Source organism: Shinella sp., assembly GCF_049651085.1.
Classification (GTDB): domain Bacteria; phylum Pseudomonadota; class Alphaproteobacteria; order Rhizobiales; family Rhizobiaceae; genus Shinella.
Genome location: NZ_JBASBL010000018.1, coordinates 42,669 through 61,845 on the forward strand (window position 1 = coordinate 42,669; position 19,177 = coordinate 61,845).

The 19,177-nt window shown below is 64.3% G+C and carries 16 protein-coding genes; 6 read left to right on the forward strand and 10 right to left on the reverse strand.

Translation table 11 applies throughout. From position 1 onward, the window contains the following. Positions 1–75: 75 nt before the first annotated feature. On the reverse strand, positions 76–1,461 hold the full coding sequence (locus WA950_RS10235) for an NAD(P)/FAD-dependent oxidoreductase (RefSeq protein ID WP_424551607.1): 1,386 nt from the start codon (positions 1,459–1,461) through the stop codon (positions 76–78). A gap of 148 nt (positions 1,462–1,609) precedes the next feature. Next, entirely contained in the window at positions 1,610–2,935 is a 1,326-nt protein-coding gene (locus tag WA950_RS10240; RefSeq protein ID WP_424551608.1) for an MFS transporter, read from the reverse strand. A gap of 262 nt (positions 2,936–3,197) precedes the next feature. Between WA950_RS10240 and cyoA the strand changes: the two genes are divergently transcribed. The 5 genes from cyoA (at position 3,198) to WA950_RS10265 (ending at position 8,179) form a co-directional block, all read left to right on the forward strand. Then, positions 3,198–4,301, forward strand: a complete 1,104-nt coding sequence (gene cyoA / locus WA950_RS10245) for a ubiquinol oxidase subunit II (RefSeq protein ID WP_424551609.1) — start codon at positions 3,198–3,200, stop codon at positions 4,299–4,301. An 89-nt stretch (positions 4,302–4,390) separates the two neighbouring features. Continuing rightward, positions 4,391–6,394, forward strand: a complete 2,004-nt coding sequence (gene cyoB, locus WA950_RS10250) for a cytochrome o ubiquinol oxidase subunit I (protein WP_424551610.1) — start codon at positions 4,391–4,393, stop codon at positions 6,392–6,394. A gap of 3 nt (positions 6,395–6,397) precedes the next feature. After that, a complete protein-coding gene (gene cyoC / locus WA950_RS10255) occupies positions 6,398–7,018 on the forward strand; it encodes a cytochrome o ubiquinol oxidase subunit III (RefSeq protein WP_424551611.1) in 621 nt (206 codons plus the stop codon). Continuing rightward, positions 7,015–7,413, forward strand: a complete 399-nt coding sequence (gene cyoD / locus WA950_RS10260) for a cytochrome o ubiquinol oxidase subunit IV (RefSeq protein ID WP_424551612.1) — start codon at positions 7,015–7,017, stop codon at positions 7,411–7,413. Before cyoC ends, cyoD begins: the two co-directional genes overlap by 4 nt. A 16-nt stretch (positions 7,414–7,429) precedes the next feature. After that, positions 7,430–8,179, forward strand: coding sequence for an SURF1 family protein (locus WA950_RS10265; protein WP_424551613.1), 750 nt, complete (start codon positions 7,430–7,432; stop codon positions 8,177–8,179). 294 nt (positions 8,180–8,473) lie between these two features. On the opposite strand, the gene WA950_RS10270 is transcribed toward WA950_RS10265, so the two are convergent. The 7 genes from WA950_RS10270 to WA950_RS10300 form a co-directional block, all read right to left on the reverse strand. Then, on the reverse strand, positions 8,474–9,169 hold the full coding sequence (locus WA950_RS10270) for a response regulator (RefSeq protein WP_424551614.1): 696 nt from the start codon (positions 9,167–9,169) through the stop codon (positions 8,474–8,476). Then, positions 9,166–11,859, reverse strand: coding sequence for an ATP-binding protein (locus WA950_RS10275; protein ID WP_424551615.1), 2,694 nt, complete (start codon positions 11,857–11,859; stop codon positions 9,166–9,168). Before WA950_RS10275 ends, WA950_RS10270 begins: the two co-directional genes overlap by 4 nt. Positions 11,860–11,867: 8 nt before the next feature. Next, positions 11,868–12,437, reverse strand: a complete 570-nt coding sequence (kdpC, locus tag WA950_RS10280) for a potassium-transporting ATPase subunit KdpC (protein WP_424551616.1) — start codon at positions 12,435–12,437, stop codon at positions 11,868–11,870. 2 nt (positions 12,438–12,439) lie between these two features. Next, positions 12,440–14,476 (reverse strand): potassium-transporting ATPase subunit KdpB, encoded by a 2,037-nt coding sequence (gene kdpB / locus WA950_RS10285; RefSeq protein WP_424551617.1) that lies wholly within the window; start codon positions 14,474–14,476, stop codon positions 12,440–12,442. Positions 14,477–14,486: 10 nt separating this feature from the next. Next, positions 14,487–16,196 carry a potassium-transporting ATPase subunit KdpA gene (gene kdpA, locus WA950_RS10290; protein ID WP_424551618.1) on the reverse strand — a complete coding sequence of 570 codons (1,710 nt, stop codon included), beginning with the start codon at positions 16,194–16,196 and terminating at the stop codon, positions 14,487–14,489. 18 nt (positions 16,197–16,214) lie between these two features. Then, on the reverse strand, positions 16,215–16,301 hold the full coding sequence (gene kdpF / locus WA950_RS10295) for a K(+)-transporting ATPase subunit F (protein ID WP_424551729.1): 87 nt from the start codon (positions 16,299–16,301) through the stop codon (positions 16,215–16,217). 206 nt (positions 16,302–16,507) lie between these two features. Continuing rightward, positions 16,508–17,905, reverse strand: coding sequence for a PLP-dependent aminotransferase family protein (locus WA950_RS10300; protein ID WP_424551619.1), 1,398 nt, complete (start codon positions 17,903–17,905; stop codon positions 16,508–16,510). Between the two features lie 115 nt (positions 17,906–18,020). On the opposite strand from WA950_RS10300, the gene WA950_RS10305 reads away from it, so the two are divergent. Next, a complete protein-coding gene (locus WA950_RS10305) occupies positions 18,021–18,884 on the forward strand; it encodes a DMT family transporter (RefSeq protein WP_424551620.1) in 864 nt (287 codons plus the stop codon). Positions 18,885–18,980: 96 nt separating this feature from the next. On the opposite strand, the gene WA950_RS10310 is transcribed toward WA950_RS10305, so the two are convergent. Beyond that, on the reverse strand, positions 18,981–19,160 hold the full coding sequence (locus WA950_RS10310; protein ID WP_424551621.1) for a hypothetical protein: 180 nt from the start codon (positions 19,158–19,160) through the stop codon (positions 18,981–18,983). Positions 19,161–19,177: the final 17 nt, after the last annotated feature.

Genomic DNA, 19,177 nt, shown 5'->3' on the forward strand with positions numbered 1-19,177 from the left:
CGGCAGCTTGCTCGATACAGGGGTGAGCTTGCCTGAACCTGTAAGTGTCTTCCGTCCGGATTTCTCGGACCCGGCTCAGTGGCCGGTGATGCTGTCGGCAATGGCCGCGAGTTTGGAGGTTTGCGACAAGCCGGCGAATTCGCGTTCGTCGGCGATGCGGTAGAGCTGGTACATCGAATGCACGCCGAGCCAGCGGAACGGCTCAGGCTCCCATTTGCGCACCGTGCGGTTGACCCAGGGAAGCCGCGTCAGTTCCGTCTCGCGGTTCAGCACGAGGTCCGCCAGCGTTCGCCCGGCGAGATTGGAACTGGAGACGCCCAGGCCGACATAGCCGCCCGCCCAGCCGATGCCGGTCGCGCGGTCGAAGCCGGCGGTGGTGCACCAGTCGCGCGGCACGCCGAGCACGCCGCACCATGCATGGTCGATCTTGAGCGACTTTGTTTGCGGCAGCAGGCGCGTCAGGATGTTGTGCAGGGCGTCGATGGTCGCCTGCTGGGTCTGGCCGTTGACATCGGTCTTCGAGCCGAAGCGATAGGGAACACCGCGCCCGCCCATGGTGATGCGGCCTTCGCGGGTGCGTTGGGCGTAGCAATAGGCGTGCGCTGCGTCGCCGAGCAGTTCATGGCCCTCCCAGCCGATCTCCTTCCACAGAGCATCCGGCACTGGCTCGGTAACGATCTGCGCGCTGTTGAGCGGCAGCCATGTGCGTTCCTCACCCGGCAGGCCGGCGGAAAAACCTTCCGTGGCACGGATGATGAAGGGCGCGCGCACGGTGCCGCGATCCGTCGTCACGCGGCCCTTCTCGAAGGTCGTGACGGATGTGCTCTCGAAGATCGAAACGCCAAGGCTTTCGACCACTTTCGCAAGGCCGCGCACCAGTTTTGCGGGCTGCACGCGCGCCATGTCGCGGATGACGAAGGCTCCCTGGACATCGGCGATGCGGATGCGTTTTGCGGCCTCCGCCGCCGACAGCATCTCGATCTGGTCTGCCGGCATCTGCCAGTCGAGATAGAACTGGTATTCCTCGCGGGCGCGGTCGAGCTGCGGCTGGTTGGTGGCGACGGTGATGTTGTCGGCGCGCAGGATGTCGGCGTCGATGCCCTCGGCCTCGCTTACGCGGATCACCTCGTCCACCGTGCCTGCCATGGCGCGCTGCATGTCGACGACCGCGCCGCGCGTGGAGGTCTTGAGATATTTTTCCCGCGACCAGCCGAAACCGCCGGACAGCCAGCCGCCATTGCGCCCGGAAGCGCCGAAACCGGCGAATTCACGCTCGACGATGATGATGTCGAGGCTCGGATCGGCCTTTTTGAGGTAGTAGGCGGTCCACAGGCCCGTATAGCCGGCGCCGATGATGCAGACATCGGTGTTGCGGTCGCCGGGAAGGGCTGGACGCTTCTTCGGAATGCCGCCGATATCGGCATACCAGAAGGAAACGTTGCCGTTGGTCTTGACGTCCATATGTGTGCTTTCAGTTCATGGCGGCGCGGGATGCGGGCGCGGCGGGCGATTCCAGCCGCGCGGCGTCGAGGATTCGATGAGTATGGTGCACCGTTCGGCCGGCATCAACCGCCGCCCTCGCTATGTCTCCAACAGCGCGGCACGATCCCTAGTGCTGGTCGAGCGCCCGCGTCAGGCTGAGAGCGGCAATGGTGCAGATCGCACCGGAGATCAGGTAGCCGCCGATGAAGATGATGCCGAAGCTGGAGGCAAGGCCGAGCGCGACGAGCGGTGCAAAACCAGCACCGACGAGCCAGGCGAGGTCCGACGTCAGCGCCGCGCCGGTATAGCGATAGTATTTGGTGAAGCGTGAGGAGACGGCGCCGGAAGACTGGCCGAAGGTAAGGCCGAGGACGAAGAACCCGATCAGGATATAGGCATCCTGCCCCTTGCCGCCGGAATCGAGCAGGAAGGGGGCCGAGAAGGAGAAGATCGCGATCAGGATCGCGCCGATCATCAGCTGGTTGCGCCGGCCGATCCGATCGGCGATGACGCCGGAAAGCACGATGGCGACCGCGCCGACGGCCGCGCCTGCCACCTGCACCCAGAGGAATTCTGCCACCGACTGGCCGCCGTAGAGCATGATCCAGCTCAAGGGGAAGATGGTGACGAGGTGGAACATGGCGAAGCTCGCCAGCGGCACGAACGCGCCGAGCACGACGTCCATCGCATGCTTGCTCAGCATTTCGAAGACCGGGCGGGCTTCCAGTTCCTGCGCTTCCATGGCCGCGCCGAATTCCTTGCTGGCGACGATACGAAGGCGCGCGAAGAGCGCCACGACGTTGATTGCGAAGGCGACGAAGAAGGGATAGCGCCAGCCCCAGGCGAGGAAGTCAGCCTCCGAAAGGCTGGTGACGAAATAGCCGAAGAGCACGCTTGCAAGCGCAAAGCCGATCGGTGCGCCGAGCTGCGGGATCATGGCGTACCAGCCGCGGCGGTTCGGCGGCGCGCTGAGGTTCAGCAGCGAGGCAAGCCCGTCCCAGGCCCCGCCCAGCGCAAACCCCTGGCCGAGCCGGAAGAGCGCGAGCAACGCCACCGCCCAGTAGCCGATCGTGTCATAGCCCGGCAGGAAGGCGATCGATGCGGTCGAGCCGCCGAGGATGACCAGCGCTACCGTCAGCTTGGTGCCACGCCCGTAGTTGCGATCGATCCACATGAAGACGAAGGAGCCGACCGGGCGCGCGAGGAAGGCCAGCGGAAACAGCGCGAAGGACATCAGCGTCGCGGACACCGCGCTTCCCGCAAAGGGGAAGATCAGCTTCGGGAAGACGAGGATGGAGCCGAGGCCGTAGACGAAGAAGTCGAAGAATTCCGATGTACGGCCGATCACCACGCCGATGGCGACGCTGCCCGGGGAGAGCGGCTTGTCGTCCTCGTGCATGCGGCGGGCGTCGCGCTCCAGGCCGGACGATGTCGGGTTGGTGGCCGTAGTCATGAACTCCTCCACAGGGATTTGCGTCATGTCACTAGAATGTTGATCAAACCGCGCCAGATATCAAGGACAGGCAGGTCACTTCGACAATGGCACGAAAATTGACAACATGCATTTCTGTTGCGCTAATACAAACACGCATGGACAGAAAGCGTTTCATGGCTTGCCATGTGCGACAGATTGCTGCGCTGCGACGATGGACCTCATTCCACGTGCCACAGTGCCCGATTATTGCCGACTAGACAGAACGCAAGTTGAGGCCGAAATGCCGAAGCAATTCAGTTTAGCCCGACGCTCCACAATTCTGGCCCTGATGCTCGCCACCCTCTCTGGCTGCAATATGGTCGTCATGTCTCCGTCTGGCGATATTGCGGCGCAGCAGAGAGACCTGATCGTCATCTCGACGGTCCTGATGCTGATCATCATCGTGCCGGTGATCTTCCTGACACTGTTCTTCGCCTGGCGATACCGCCAGTCGAACACGGCGGCCAAATACGACCCGGAGTGGCATCATTCCACGGGCCTCGAAGTCATCATCTGGTCGGCGCCGCTCGCCATCATCATCGCGCTCGGCGCGATCACCTGGGTCAGCACCCACAAGCTCGACCCCTACCGTCCGCTCGACCGGATCGATGCCGCGCGGCCCGTTTCGGCAGAAACCAGACCGATCACCGTCGAGGTCGTGGCGCTCGACTGGAAATGGCTGTTCTTCTACCCGGACTACGGCATTGCGACGGTCAACGAGATGGCCGCGCCCGTCGACGTGCCGATCAATTTCAAGCTCACCGCCTCCTCGGTGATGAATTCCTTCTACGTTCCCGCACTTGCCGGCATGATCTACACGATGCCGGGCATGGAAACGAAGCTGCACGCCGTGATCAACAAGCCCGGCGAATATGAAGGCCTGTCGTCCAACTACAGCGGCGACGGCTTCTCCCACATGCGCTTCAAGTTCCACGGCGTGGACCAGGCCGGCTTCGACCAGTGGGTCGCCCGCGTGAAGCAGAACGGCACGGCGCTCAACCGCGACGCCTACCTGAAGCTCGAAAAGCCGAGCGTGAAGGAGCCGGTGCGCTACTACGCCACTGTCGCGGACGGGCTCTACGAGGCGGTTCTCAACATGTGTGTGCGGGAAGGGCAGATGTGCATGAAGGAGATGATGCATATCGACATGATGGGCGGCGCGGGCGTCGAAAGCCACGACAACAAGGCCCGGCTCCAGCACGACAACCGCCACGCCGAGGAGGAGGCGCCCGCCGCCACTTTCCCGGAAACCGGCAATCCCGCGCGCAGCGAGGAACCGGCCGAAGGCATCGAGGAGCGGCCGGAAGAGCCGGCCAAGATGAACCACGACATGCACGAGATGTAATGGGCTTCCCGACGCTCGCCGGCTCCGGCAGGCGTCCAGTGCCCTCATGAGCCTCAGGGCCCGCATTCGAAACGATATTGGACGATCCCATGTTCGGCGACATCAGCCTCACGCAATTCATCTTCGGACGGCTTACCTTCGAAGCGATCCCCTATCACGAGCCGATTCTCGTCGTGACCTTCGCGGCCGTGGCGCTGGGCGGCCTCGCGGTCCTCGCCCTGATCACGAAGTTCAAGCTCTGGGGCTATCTCTGGCACGAATGGTTCACCAGCGTCGATCACAAGAAGATCGGCATCATGTACATCATCCTGGCGATCATCATGCTGCTGCGCGGCTTTGCCGATGCGATCATGATGCGTATCCAGCAGGCGATCGCCTTCAACGGCAACGAGGGCTATCTCAACCCGCATCACTACGATCAGATCTTCACCGCCCATGGCGTGATCATGATCTTCTTCGTGGCGATGCCCTTCGTCACCGGTTTCATGAATTACGTGGTGCCGCTGCAGATCGGCGCGCGCGACGTTTCCTTCCCCTTCCTCAACAACTTCTCCTTCTGGATGACGACGGCGGGCGCGATCATCATCATGATGTCGCTCTTCGTCGGGGAATTCGCGCGCACCGGATGGCTCGCCTATCCGCCGCTCTCCGGCGCGGACTACAGTCCGGGCGTCGGCGTCGATTATTACATATGGGGCCTGCAGGTGGCGGGCGTCGGCACCACGCTGTCGGGCATCAACCTCATTGCCACCATCGTCAAGATGCGCGCGCCGGGCATGACCTTCATGAAGATGCCGATCTTCACCTGGACGTCGCTCTGCACCAACATCCTGATCGTCGCGACCTTCCCGATCCTCACCGCCACGCTCGCGCTGCTGTCGCTCGACCGCTATGTCGACACGAATTTCTTCACGAACGACCTCGGCGGCAATCCGATGATGTATATCAACCTCATCTGGATCTGGGGCCATCCGGAGGTCTATATCCTCGTCCTGCCGGCATTCGGCATCTTCTCCGAGGTGGTGGCGACCTTCTGCGGCAAACGTCTCTTCGGCTATGCCTCCATGGTCTACGCGACCTGCGTCATCATGATCCTGTCCTACCTGGTGTGGCTGCACCACTTCTTCACGATGGGCTCGGGCGCCTCGGTCAACGCCTTCTTCGGCATCACCACCATGATCATCTCGATCCCGACGGGGGCGAAGATGTTCAACTGGCTCTTCACCATGTATCGCGGCCGCATCCGCTACGAGCTGCCGATGCTGTGGACCATCGGCTTCATGATCACCTTCGTCATCGGCGGCATGACGGGCGTGATGCTGGCCATCCCGCCGGCCGATTTCGTGCTGCACAACTCGCTGTTCCTCATCGCCCACTTCCACAATGTCATCATCGGCGGCGTCCTGTTCGGCCTGATGGCGGGTCTCGTCTACTGGTGGCCGAAGGCCTTCGGCTACAAGCTCGATCCCTTCTGGGGCAAGATGAGCTTCTGGTTCTGGCAGATTGGCTTCTTCTTCGCCTTCATGCCGCTCTACGTGCTCGGCCTCATGGGCGTCACCCGCCGTGTCAGCCAGTTCGAGGATCCGTCTTTGCAGATCTGGTTCGTCATCGCCGCCTTCGGCGCCGTGCTGATTGCGATCGGCATTGCCTCCTTCATCATCCAGATCGTCGTCAGCTTCCTGAGGCGCGACCAGCTGCGCGAGACGTCGGGCGACGCCTGGGACGGCCGTACCCTCGAATGGTCGACCTCCTCACCGCCGCCGGAGTACAATTTCGCCTTCACGCCGGTCGTGCACGATCATGACAGCTGGTACGACATGAAGAACCGTGGCTACGAGCGCCCGCTCGGCGGCTTCAAGCCGATCCACATGCCGAAGAACACCGGCACGGGTGTCATCCTGGCCGGCATCAGCGTCGTGCTGGCCTTCGCCCTGATCTGGTACATCTGGTGGCTGGCGGCCGTCTCCTTCATCGCCATCATCGCGGTGTCGATCGGCCATACCTTCAACTATGACCGCGACTACTTCATCCCCGCCGAGACCGTGACGGCGACGGAAGAGGCCCGCACGCAACTGCTTGCAGAACGGACCTGAGCCATGAGCGCGACCCAAGTCCAGACCGACGAAAAGCCGACCTTCTACCTGACGGAAGACCACCACCCGGAAAACAGCACCATGCTGGGTTTCTGGCTCTACCTGATGAGCGACTGCCTGATCTTCGCCATGCTGTTCGCCACGCATGGCGTGCTCGGGCGCAACTATGCGGCAGGACCGTCGCCGGCCGACCTGTTCGACCTCTCGCTCGTCGCCATCAACACGGCGATGCTGCTGCTGTCCTCCATCACCTACGGCTTCGCCATGCTCCAGATGGAGCGCGGCGCCAAGATGGAGACGCTGGTCTGGCTCGCCATTACCGGCCTCTTCGGCGCGGCCTTTCTCGGGCTGGAACTCTACGAGTTCTATCACCTGATCCTCGAAGGCGCCGGTCCGACCCGTTCGGCATTCCTGTCGTCCTTCTTCACGCTGGTCGGCACGCACGGTCTGCACGTCACCTTCGGCATCATCTGGCTGATCACGCTGATGGTGCAGGTGCACAAGCGCGGCCTGATCCCGGAAAACCGTCGCCGTCTGATGTGCCTGTCGATGTTCTGGCACTTCCTCGACGTCATCTGGATCGGCGTCTTCTCCTTCGTCTATCTCCTGGGAGTTGTCGGATGAGCACGCATCCCACCCACGAAAGCGCTTCTGAAACCCATCATGCGCACAGCCACGGGCACGGCGCCGGGCATGGTACGTTCAAGAGCTATATGATCGGCTTCATCCTGTCGGTCATCCTGACGGCCGTTCCCTTCTGGCTGGTCATGGGCGGCGTGCTGGACAGCAAGCTGCTGACCGCGGTGCTGGTCATGGGGATCGGCGTCGTGCAGATCGTCGTGCATATGGTCTATTTCCTGCACATGAATCCGCGTTCGGAAGGCGGCTGGACGCTGATGGCGCTGATTTTCACCCTCGTCATCGTCGGCATCGCGCTTGCAGGTTCCCTCTGGGTCATGCATCACCTCAATGTGAATATGATGCCGATGACCCATGAGATGATGAAGAACATGCCGTGAGGCGGAACACGTTTTGATGAATGTCGATCACCAGCCGGCTCCGAACGGGACAGGACCGTCCCCGCGCGCCCGGCGGGCGCTGACGGGCTTCCTGCTGATACTCGCCGCCATCTTTCTGGCGCTCGGTACGTGGCAGGTGCAGCGGCTGTTCTGGAAGCTCGACCTCATCGAGCGCGTGGACGCGCGCATCCATGCCGACGCCGTGCCCGCGCCATCCCGCGCCGAGTGGAGTACCGTGAGCGCGGAACGGGACGAGTACCGCCGTGTCAGCGTGACCGGGCTCTTCCGGCACGAAAAGACGGTGCTGGTGCAGGCCGTGACGGAGCGCGGGGCGGGCTTCTGGGTGCTGACCCCGCTCATCCTTGCCGACGATACGGCCGTTCTCATCAACCGTGGTTTCGTGCCCGCCGACAGGCGCGATCCCGCAGCGCGGGTGGCGAGTGAGCTTGCCGCTGGCCCTGTCGGGATCATCGGCCTCCTGCGCATCAGCGAACCGGGCGGCGCGTTCCTGCGCTCCAACGATCCGGCAAACGATCGCTGGTTCTCCCGCGACGTCGCGGCCATAGCCGCCGCGAAGGGGCTGGCCGATGTTGCCCCCTATTTCATCGATGCGGACGCAACCCCCAATCCGGGCGGCCTGCCGGTCGGCGGCCTCACGGTCGTCGCTTTCCGCAATACCCATCTCGTCTATGCCCTGACCTGGTATGCGCTGGCGGCCATGAGCGCCGTGGCCGCTTCGTTCGTCCATCGCCGGCGGATCGGCTAGGCGGCCGGATGCCGCACGCAGGAAACGGCGCGTTTTGCGATGGTCGTCGGGTCGTGAGGAGAAGAGAAAAAAGAGCCCCGCACGAAGCGGGGCAGCAAGCGCCACGGTTTGGCTCCCAATGACGCGGGGAAGCTCGCGGGTTGCGCGAGTGCTTCCCAACTAGGGTTTCCCCTGTCACCAGGGAAGGTCTGATTCGGTGAATCCGGTACGGTTGGGTAAATAAACTGCACATTCGGCGGTTTTCATCGCCTCCATGCCCCGGGAAGCGGCCAAAAGGGCGGCACAGGCAGGGTGTCAGGTTTCCTGATCGGCCATCAGGCGGTAGCCGACGCCGGGCTCCGTGCGCACGATGGTGGGGCGGGTCGGGTCACGCTCGATCTTCTGGCGAAGCTGGCCGATGAAGACGCGAAGATAGTGCAGGTCCTCGCCATGCGCCGGCCCCCAGACGGAGGTGAGCAGGGTCTTGTGCGTGACGACCCTGCCGGCATGGCGGGCAAGCAGCGTCAGGAGATCGTATTCCTTCGGCGTTAGCCGGATCGCCTCGTCGTTCCGTAAAACCAGCCGCTTTATGGTGTCGATGACCAGCCCGTCGGTGGAAAGAGCAGCCGGTGCCGCCGCCGCGCGCTCGCGGTGCCGCAGCGCGGTGCGGATGCGGGCCGTCAGTTCGCCGATGCCGAACGGCTTTTCGATATAGTCGTCGGCGCCGAGATCGAGCGCGGCGATCTTCTCGCTTTCCCGTTCGCGGGCGGAAAGGATGATGATGGGAATGGTCGTCCAGCCGCGCAGGTTGCTGATGACCTCCTTGCCGTCCATGTCCGGCAGGCCGAGATCGAGGATGACGAGATCGGGCGCGGTGGTCGCCACCGCCTTCAGCGCTTCGCCGCCGGTACCGGCCTCCACCACCTCGTAGCCCGCCGCCTTGAGGGCAGGTTTCAGGAACCGCTGGATCTGCGGTTCGTCGTCCACCACCAGAATGCGCTCGCTCGTCATTTCGCCCTGTCAGCCTTCGTCTTCTCACCCGTCGGGAAGCGGATGACGATACGTGTGCCCTTCTTCTTCACCGCCGGACTTTCCGCATGAATATGGCCGCCCATCGCCTCGACGAAGCCACGGGCGATGGAAAGGCCGAGCCCCGTTCCGGGCGCACGGCCATCCGGCTTGCCGCGACGATAGAATTTTTCGAAGACACGGTCGATCTCGGAAGGTGGAATTCCCTTGCCGAGATCGGTCACGGAAATCAGCACGTCCTGCCCGTCGCGACGGGCATAGACGTTGACCGGCTCGTCGCCGCCGTACTTCACGGCATTGTCGAGCAGGTTGAACAGGACCTGCCCGAGCAGCACGCTGTCGCCCTCGACGAGCGGCAGGTCGGGTGCGATACCGCTCTCGATCGGCTTGCCCGGAAAGTATTTCCGCGCCCGCTCGATGGCGGTCTGCACGACATCGGAAACGTCAACCCAGTCGCTCTTCGGCTTCAGCGTGCCGGATTCGATGCGCGTCATGTCGAGGAGGTTGGAGACGAAGCGGCTCATGCGGCTGCCCTCCTCCTCGATCGACTGGAGGAGGTCGGTGCGGCTTTCGGGTGTCATCTTGTCGCCGAGCTGGCGCAGGCTGGTGACGGCTCCCATGATGGTGGCGAGCGGCGTGCGCAGGTCGTGCGAGATCGAGGACAGCAGTGCCTCCCGGTAGCGTTCGCCCTCAAGCTTGGCCGCCTGCGCGACGCTTTCTTCCGAAAGCCGCGCACGGTCGAGGGCGATGGCCGTCTGGTCGAGGATCGCCGAGAGGGCGCGCTCGGCGTTGAGGTCGAGCCGTTCCTCTACCTGCTGGATGCCGCAGACGCCGACCAGCCCGTGCGGGCCCATCAGCGGGCGGAACTCGAAGCGGCTGTTCGGTAGCGTGCCCGTGCCGAAACCGGCGGTTTCCTGCTTGTCACGCGTCCAGCGCGCCGCCGTGAAGTCGGTCACGTCAAGGTCCGTGTCCGGCGGCCAGACGGCGGCGATCTTGAGATCGCTCTTGTCGGGCAGAAGCAGCACGATGTTGCGCTTGAGGCTTGCCTGCAGATGCGAGACCGCCACCCAGATCGCGTCGTCCGCCTTGGCGGTCGTCGAAAGCTTGCGCGAGAAATCGTAGAGCGATTGCAGTGCGGTGGCGCGCACGCGGGCAACCCCTGCCTGTTCCTTGATGCGCGAGGCAAACCCGCCCGCGATGATGGCGACGGACAGGAAGACGATCAGCGCGAAAACCTCGTGCGGCGCGGTGATCGTGAATGTGTGCAGCGGATCGATGAACAGGAAGTTATAGGCGAGCGCCGACAGGAGGGCGGCGATGAAGGCCGACGCATAGCCGCCGAGCACTGCCGCGCCGAGAACGGCGAGCAGGAAGAGCAGCGAGATGTTCGGCAGTTCCGCAAAGACGTAGACAAGCTTGCCCACGATTGCGGTGGCGGCGGTGAGCCCGGCGGCGATCAGGGCGGACTGGCGGAAGGATGCAATGTTGAAACGCGGGAAACGCACCGGTGCCGGCGGCTTCTCGTTCTTTTCCGGCGTCACGAAATAGACGCCGAGGCCGGCGGCGCGGCGCGAGAGCGCGTCCGGCAGCGACGGCGAAAGCAGCCGCGTCCAGCCGCGATGGCGCTTTGCACCGATCACGATCTGGGTCGCATGCTCGCGGCGGGCCAGCTTCAGGATTTCCTCGACGAAATCGTTGCCGACCACCCGGCGGGTTTCCGCGCCGAGCTGTTCGGCCAGCCGGAACAGCGCCTCCATGCGCTGCAAGTGTTCAGTCGTCTCCATTTCACGGTCTGCCCGGTCGATGGAGACGACGATCCACGGTGCGTTCAGGCCGGAGGCAAGGCGACTTGCCACGCGCACGACCTTTTCCGACAGATCGTCCGGCCCGACGCAGACGAGCAGCCGCTCGCCGGCCGCCCAGGGGCCTTCGATGGCGTTCTGCTTGAGATAGTCGACCATCTGGTCATCGACCCGGTCGGCCGTGCGGCGCAGGGCAAGTTCGCGCAGCGCCGTCAGGTTGCCGAGACGGAAGAACCGGTCGACGGCGCGACTTGCGCTTTCCGGCAGGTAGACCTTGCCTTCCTTCAGCCTCTCGATCAGTTCCGTCGGCGGCAGGTCGACCAGCACGACCTCGTCGGCCTTTTTCAGGACAGTGTCCGGCACCCGCTCGCGCACGGTCACGCCGGTTATCTGCGCCACGAGATCGGCGAGGCTTTCGAGATGCTGGATGTTGAGCGCGGTCCACACGTCGATGCCGGCGGCGATCAGTTCCTCGATGTCCTGATAACGCTTCGGATGGCGGCTTCCCTCCGGATTGGAATGGGCAAGCTCGTCGACCAGCACGATGCGCGGGCGGCGGGCGAGCGCGCCGTCGAGATCGAATTCCTCGAGTTCCTTGCCCCGGTGGGTGGCGCGCAGGCGCGGCAATATATCCAGACCCGCGATCAGGGCGGCCGTTTCGCTTCGCCCGTGGGTCTCAACGAGGCCGACGACGATATCCACGCCTTCGGCCTTCAGGCGGCTGGCGCGCGCCAGCATGGCGTAGGTCTTGCCGACGCCCGGCGCAGCCCCCAGGAAAACAGTCAATTTGCCCCGGCGGTCTTTCTCCGCCAGGGCAAGCAATGCATCGGGATCCGGTCTGCGACTGTCGTCGCGGTCGTTGTCCGTCATTCGCGGTCTCATGTTCCGTGTGCGTCAAGCGCCAGATTGAGTTGTAGCACATTCACTCTTGGCTCGCCGATGAAGCCGAAAAGCCGATTTTCTATACGGTTTTCGACAAGGTTGGCCACGTCCGTTTCCGAAAGGCCGCGGGCCAGGGCCACCCGTGCGATCTGCGCCCGTGCAAAGGCGGGGGAGATGTGTGGGTCGAGGCCGGAGCCGGAGGTCGTTACCGCCTCCGCCGGGACGGGCGTCGCGATATTTGCGGCCTTCAACCGTTCGATATCCGCCTCGACGCGTTCCTTGAGCTTGGCCGACGTCGTGCCGAGATTGGAGCCGGAGGAGGCACCAGCGTTATAGGCATCCGGACCTGTCGCCGAGGGGCGCGGCCAGAAATACCGCTCCGTGGTGAAGGCCTGTCCGATCAGGGCGGAACCGACGACGGTCCCGTTCCTTTCGATGAGCGAGCCGTTGGCGGTGGCCGGCAGGAGAGCCTGCGCCAGGCCGGTTACGGCAAGCGGGTAGCCGAGCCCGAGAAGCGCGGTCAGGGCGAGGACGAGGGTGATGGCCGGGCGAAGATGATTCAGCATGATTACACCAGATGTAGGGCGCTGACGGCAAGGTCGATAGCCTTGATGCCTGCAAAGGGCAGGACGAGGCCGCCGAGGCCGTAGACGAGGAGGTTGCGGCGAAGAAGGGCAGCCGCACCGGCCGGGCGGTAGGCGACGCCGCGCAGAGCCAGCGGAATGAGCGCGACAATGATCAAGGCGTTGAAGATAACGGCCGAGAGAATGGCCGATTGCGGCGAGGCGAGGTTCATGATGTTGAGCGCGTCGAGGGCCGGGTAGGTCGCCACGAACAGCGCCGGTATGATCGCGAAATATTTCGCGACGTCGTTGGCGATGGAGAAGGTCGTCAGCGAGCCGCGCGTCATCAGCAGTTGCTTGCCGATCTCGACGATCTCGATCAGCTTGGTCGGGCTGGAATCGAGGTCCACCATATTGGCCGCCTCGCGGGCTGCCTGCGTGCCGGTCTGCATGGCGACGCCGACATCCGCCTGGGCAAGGGCCGGCGCGTCATTGGTGCCGTCGCCGCACATGGCGATGAGGCGACCGCCTTGCTGCTCGCGGCGGATATAGGCGAGCTTGTCTTCCGGCGTGGCCTGGGCGAGGAAATCGTCGACGCCGGCTTCCGAGGCGATGGCGGCGGCGGTGACCGGATTGTCGCCGGTCACCATGACCGTGCGGATGCCCATGGCGCGCAGCGCCGCGAAACGCTCCTTGATGCCCGGCTTCACCACGTCCTTGAGATGGATGACGCCGAGGAGGCGGGACCCGTCGGCCACGGCGAGCGGCGTGCCGCCGCTGCGGGCGATCATCTCGACGGCGCGGCGGAAGTCGGCCGGGGCCTCGCTCTCCTCAAGCCCGGCAAAACGCAACACCGCATCGACCGCACCCTTGCGCAGCCGCCGGCCGGCGACATCGACGCCGGACAGGCGGGTTTCTGCGGTGAAGTCGATCACCGCGTCGAAGCGGGTTTGCGGCACGGCGATGCCGAATTCGCCGGAGGCGAGCGCCACGACCGAGCGGCCTTCCGGCGTTTCGTCGGAAAGGCTGGCGACGAGCGCTGCTTCCGCAAGATCGGACGGCGAGACGCCCGGCGCCGGCAGGAAGTCGCTGGCCATGCGGTTGCCGAAGGTGACGGTGCCCGTCTTGTCGAGCAGCAGCGTATCGACGTCGCCGGCAGCTTCCACGGCGCGGCCGGAGGTGGCGATGACGTTGAAGCGCACGAGACGGTCCATGCCGGCAATGCCGATGGCCGACAGCAGGCCGCCGATCGTCGTCGGAATGAGGGTGACGAGCAGGGCGGCAAGCACCGTGACGCTCAGCACCGTGCCGGAATAGCCGGCAAGGCCCCAGATGGCGACGCAGACGAAGAGGAAAATCAGCGTGAGACCCGAGAGCAGGATCGACAGGGCGATCTCGTTTGGTGTCTTCTGCCGCTGCGCGCCTTCGATGAGCGCAATCATGCGGTCGACGAAGGAGGAGCCGGGCGCGACGGTGATCTTCACCTTGATCTCGTCGGAGAGGACCTGCGTGCCGCCGGTGACGGCCGAGCGGTCGCCGCCGGATTCGCGGATCACCGGGGCGGATTCGCCGGTGATGGCGCTTTCGTTGACCGAGGCGACGCCTTCGATCACCTCGCCGTCGCCGGGGATCAACTCGCCGGCTGCGACCAGCACGACATCGCCGACCGCAAGGCGGGTCGCCGGGATCGCCTCCGTCACGCCGGCCGCCGTGAGCCGCCGGGCGACGAGTTCCGATTTGGTGCGCTTCAGGCTGTCGGCCTGCGCCCGGCCACGTCCTTCGGCCACGGCTTCGGCGAAGGTGGCGAAAAGCACGGTGAACCAGAGCCAGGCGGCGATCTGGCCGGAGAAGCCGGCCTGCGCGCTGCCGGTGAAAAGGTCGCGCAGGAAGAGGACGGTGACGACCGCCGCGACGGCTTCGGTGACGAAGATCACGGGGTTGCGCACCAGTTGTCGCGGGTCGAGCTTGACGAAAGCGTCGCGCGCGGCCGGAAGGAGGATTGCGGGGTCGAGGAGGCTGGGAGCGTGATGGACCTTGGACATGGCTCTTTCCTTAGAAGGTCTGGCCAGCGAGCATCGCGAGGTGTTCGACGATGGGGCCGAGGGCGAGCGCGGGGAAGAATTGCAGGCCGCCGAGAATGAGGATGATACCGATGAGGAGGCCGACGAAGAGCGGGCCGTCTGTCGGGAAGGTGCCGGCGGACGGCGGTACCTTGATCTTGGCGGCAAGCGATCCGGCAATCGCCATGACCGGCACAACATAGGCGAAGCGGCCGAGCAGCATCGCGATGCCGAGGGTCGTGTTGTACCAGACAGTGTTGCCGCTGAGGCCACCGAACGCCGAGCCGTTGTTGCCGGCCGCCGAAGTGTAGGCGTAGAGGATTTCCGAAAGCCCGTGCGGGCCGGGCGTGCCGATGCTTGCCACGGCGACGGGCAGCATGGCGGAAACCGCGGTGAAGCCGAGAATGGCGAGCGGCAGGACGAGCACGGCGAGCATGGCATATTTCATCTCGCGGCCCTCGATCTTCTTGCCGAGGAATTCCGGCGTGCGCCCGACCATGAGACCGGCAACGAAGACGGAAAGCAGCGCGAAGACGAGCATGCCGTAGAGGCCGGAGCCCACGCCGCCCGGCAGCACTTCGCCAAGCTGCATCAGGAACATCGGCACGAGGCCGCCGAGCCCGGTGAAGGAGCCGTGCATGCCGTTGACGCCGCCATCCGAAAGGCCGGTGGTGACGGCGGCATAGAGCGCGGTCATCGCCTGTCCGAAGCGGACTTCCTTGCCTTCCATATTGCCGGATGCGGCATCGACGCCGAGCGCCGTCAGGATGGGATTGCCCTGGGATTCCGCCCAGTAGATGACGGCGACACCCGATATCAGCAGGATCGCCATGGCGCTGATGATCGCCCAGCCCTGGCGGCGATTGCCGACGAGCTCACCGAACGTATAGACCAGCGCCGCCGAGATCGACAGCATGGCGAAGATATTGAGATAGTTGGAAAATGTCGTCGGGTTTTCGAACGGATGGGCGGCGTTGACGTTGAAGAAGCCGCCGCCATTGGTGCCGAGCTGCTTGATTGCTTCCTGCGAAGCGACCGGGCCGAGCGAGATCGTCTGATTGACGCCTTCGAGTGTCGTTGCGCTTACGGCAGCGTCAAGCGTCTGCGGCAGGCCCATGGCGACGAAGGCGAGGGCGACGACCAGGGCCATCGGCAGGAGCACGTAGAGCGTTGCTCTTGTCATATCGACCCAGAAATTGCCGAGCGTGGCGACCTTGGAACGAACCAGCGCGCGCGTCAGCGCCACGGCGAGCGCCATGCCCGTTGCGGCGGAAAGGAAGTTCTGCACGGTGAGGCCCGCCATCTGGCTGAAATGGCTGAGCGTCGTTTCGCCGCCGTAGTTCTGCCAGTTGGTATTGGTGACGAAGGAGACCGCCGTGTTGAAGGCCAGGTCCGGCGCCATGCCGGCAAAACCCTGCGGGTTGAGCGGCAGAAAGGCCTGAAGCCGGAGGATCGCGTAGAGCGCGGCAAAACCGGCAAGCGAAAAGACCAGCATGGAGACCGTATAGGCAAGCCAGCCTTGCTCCTTGGTCGGCGCGATGCCGGACACGCGGTAAAGGTCAGCCTCGAGACGCCCGAGAACCGGCGACAGCACGGTGCGCTCGCCGGCAAAGACTCGGGCCATATAGAGGCCGAGCGGTTTGATCGTGATCAGAACCGCGAGGAAGAAGATGGCGATCTGTAGCCACCCGATCATGGTCATGGAGTTTCTCCTGGAGGCTCAGAAGCGTTCGGGCCGCAGAAGCGTGACCACGAGATAGACGCCAAGGGCGAGGGCGACGAAAAGACCGAAGAGAGGTTCAAGCATTGCTGTTCCTCAGAGCCGGTCGAGCGCGCGGGCATAGGCGGCAACGACGATGAACGTGCCGCAGCCGAGCGCGAGAAAGATGAAATCGGACATATCCGTTCTCCTGTTGTGCAGGATGAGACTACGCCCGGTAGAAGTCAGGTTTCGATTGGGAAGGCGTGAGGGCGACGTAAGGAAAAGATAAAGAGGCCCGGCCTGTCGATCCGTCAGGAGGCTCGTTTCATCGCTGTCGCGAGAACGTCGTAGACGCGGGGCTCGATCATGTGGGCGACGTTGAAGCGCATGAAGCCGGCAGCGCCTTGCGACACGCTGAAGACGTTGCCGGGAGCGAACAGGACGCCATCGGCAACGGCTGCCTGCGCCACCTGCGCAGAATCGAGCCCGTCCGGCAGGCGGCACCACAGGTTGAAGCCGCCGCGAGGCAGGAGCCAGGGCTCGATGCCCAGCCGATGCAGCCGGTCCGCCGTCTCGCGGCGGATGCGCACGAGCCGACGCCGCAGCTCCTCCATGTGCTTTCGGTAGCCGCCGCCGCCCAGCATATGCGCGATGATTTCGCTGGAAATAGGGTTGGGGCCGCCGAAATTGGTGGCGATCTGCAAGTCCACCAGCCCCTCGATCCAGTCCGGCCGTGCAGCGATATAGCCGCAGCGCGCCGATGCCGAGAGGGTCTTGGAAAAGCTGCCGATGCGGATGACGCGGGAAAGGCCGTCGAGCGCCGCAAGCCGGGTGGACGGTTCGGGCTCGAAATCGGCGAAGATGTCGTCCTCGACGACGGTCAGGCCGCTGGTCGCTGCGGCGTTCAGCAGCCGGTGCGCGACCTGCGGGGAAAGCGTTGCGCCCGTCGGATTGTGGATCGCCGAATTGGTGATGTAGAGCCGGGGTTGCTCGGCGGCAAGCGCTGCCTGGAAAGCCGCGACGTCCGGCCCCGACGGGCCATAGGGTATGCCGACGACCTTGACCTGATGGGCCTTCAGGAGCGCCTGGAAGTTGAAATAGCAGGGATCGTCGACAAGGACCGTATCGCCCGGCCGCAGCAGGAAGCGGCAGATCAGGTCGAGCGCCTGCGTGCCGGTATTGGTCAGCATCAGATGGTCCGGCCCGATCTCGATCCCCTCCTCGGCGAGCCGCCCGAGCAGCAGGCGGCGGAGCGCCGGGGAACCGCGCGTGCTGCCATAATAGGCAAGGAAATCGCTGTCGCTGCGCGCGAGGCTGCGGATGGCGCGACGCAGCGCGTCGTTCGGCATCCAGTCCGCCGGCAGCCAGCCGCAGCCTGGTTTCAGCACCGCATCGTCCGCGTCGAGCGCCTGCCGCGACACCCAGAACGGATCGACCGCCCGCGCCTTCGGCGTTTCCGCAGCAAGCTTCAGCGGCGGCAGGGCTGCGTTGGAAACATAGAAGCCGGACCCCCGCTGAGCCCGGATCAATCCTTCTGCCGCAAGTCGGTCATAGGCCTCCACCACCGTCGAAGGGGAGACGTGCATCGTGCTGGCGAAACGACGGATCGAGGGGAGCCGGTCGCCCGGTGCAAGGGCGCGACTGTCGATCCGGCCGCGGATCGCCGCCATGATATCCGACGTCCGGCTTCCTGCACGATCTCCCAGCATGGTTGCTCCTATTGTATGAGTTTGTTGGCCATACAGTTCGCCAGAAGTGTATTGCTTTGTTCCTGCCTTTGCCAAGCCCTTGCCTGTATCGAGGCGGGATAGATTGTGAGGGACGATGAAAACATCCATGGACGGTTGGGGCAGCGGGCTGCTCGGGGTCATCATTTTCAGCGGGTCGCTGCCGGCGACCCGCATTGCGGTGGCGGATTTTTCACCGATGTTCCTGACCTCGGCGCGGGCGGTCATCGCGGGGCTTCTGGGCGCGGCGCTGCTGCTCGCGCTGCGCCAGAACAAGCCGTCGCGTGACGATCTCTTCTCGCTGTGCATCATCGCGCTCGGTGTCGTCGTCGGCTTTCCGCTGCTGACGGCGGTGGCCCTGCAATACATCACGTCGGCGCATTCCATCGTCTTCATCGGCCTTCTGCCGCTGGCGACCGCCATCTTCGGCGTGCTGCGCGGCGGGGAGCGGCCGAAGCCGCTCTTCTGGCTGTTCTCCTGCATCGGCAGCGCGACGGTGGTGGGATTTGCGCTGAATGCCGGCGCAGAAGTCTCGCTGGTCGGCGATCTGCTGATGGTTGCCGCCGTTGTCGTCTGCGGCCTCGGCTATGCGGAGGGTGCAAAACTTTCGCGCACGCTGGGCGGCTGGCAGGTCATTTCCTGGGCGCTGCTGCTGTCGCTGCCGGCAATGGCCGTCATCATGCTTTTCTCGCTGCCGGGAACATGGGAGGGCATCGGTGGCGGCGCCTGGGCAGGGCTCGCCTATGTATCGATCTTCAGCATGCTGATCGGGTTCATCTTCTGGTATCGCGGGCTTGCGCTCGGCGGCATTGCGGCGGTGGGGCAGTTGCAACTGCTCCAGCCCTTCTTCGGCCTTCTGCTCGCCGCCGGGCTGCTGCACGAGAAGGTCAGCCCGCTGATGATCGTCACGACGCTCGCCATCGTTCTTTGTGTGGCTGGCGCGCGCAGGTTCGCGCGTTGATCAGAACACGCCGACGACCGCCGGGAGGTCGTTCAGACGTTCCCGGCGGTAACGGTGCGGTCGGCAAGGATATGCCGATGATCGGGGTTTTCTCGTTCAGGCGCCCTGGGGCACGTCGGCGGATGCTTCCAGGCCGGCGGCCTGCTCGCAATATTCCACATGCCGCGCCAGTGCCTGGTTCGATAGCACCGCGCTGATCGTGGTGATGTCACGGCCCTGGTATTTGGGCATCTGCTGGACTGCTTTCAGCCTCTCCAGAAGTGCAAAACGGGTCATGACATTCTCCTTCAATC